General features: G+C 64.5%; 1 protein-coding gene. It reads left to right on the top strand.

Annotated features, from left to right (window positions below; translation table 11 throughout):
• Nucleotides 1-910: Rieske 2Fe-2S domain-containing protein (locus APH27_RS25450; protein ID WP_060486224.1), on the top strand; the 910-nt coding region annotated here is incomplete at both ends.

Here is a 910-nt window from a genome sequence, read left to right as displayed (position 1 = left end):
CCGGCAGCTACAAGACCACCTACATCGGCAAGCAGCCGGTGATCGTGGTGCGCGACCGCAAGAAGGGCATCAACGTGCTGCTCAACCGCTGCCGCCACCGCGGCGCCACGGTGTGCGAGCACAAGAAGGGCAAGACCAACAGCTTCGTCTGCCCCTACCACGGCTGGGGCTACGCCCTCGATGGCTCGCTGCGCGGCATTCCCCACCCGGAAAGCTACGGCGACTGCATCGACAAGGCCGAGCTGCCACTGGTCAGCCTGCGCACCGAAAGCTACGCCGGCATGGTCTTCGCCACCTTCAAGGACGACATCGAGCCGCTGGAAGACTTCCTCGGTGCAGCGAAGAAATGGATGGACCTGTTCATGAAACAGGGCGCCGGCTACGGCATCAAGGTCCCTGGCGAGCACCGTTTCCGCTTCCCCGGCAACTGGAAGATCCAGCTGGAAAACACCACCGACGCCTACCACTTCCCGCTGGTGCACAAGAGCTTCCTGTCTTCGGTCGACGAGCAGACCCTGGAGCTGTTCGACTTCGTCAAAGGCCCCGGCTACGTCGAAGACCTGGGCAACGGCCACAGCGTGATGGTGATGATCCCCGAGCTGGTGGACCTTGAAGCCGACCTCGACAAGCCGATCCCCGAGCGTTTCGAGTCGCTGGCCGCCGAGCTGCGCGACGAAGGCATCGAGCAGCAGCAGGTGCGCCGTATCGTGCGCGCCGTCGGTGGCTCGGGCTTCAACCTCAACCTGTTCCCCAACGTCGCCTGCTCGATGGCGTTCTTCCGCGTGCTGCAGCCGATCTCGGTCACCGAGACCGAGATCCACCACTCGGTGATCACCATGGACGGCGGCCCGGCGGCAGCCAACCGCTACCGCCTGCGCCTGCACGAACACTTCCAGGGCCCGATGGGCTT

This window comes from Pseudomonas sp. NBRC 111123 (assembly GCF_001320205.1).
Taxonomy (GTDB): Bacteria; Pseudomonadota; Gammaproteobacteria; order Pseudomonadales; family Pseudomonadaceae; genus Aquipseudomonas; species Aquipseudomonas putida_J.
The sequence above is the reverse complement of the archived record's forward strand: the minus strand, read 5'-3'. Positions and strand labels throughout refer to the sequence as shown.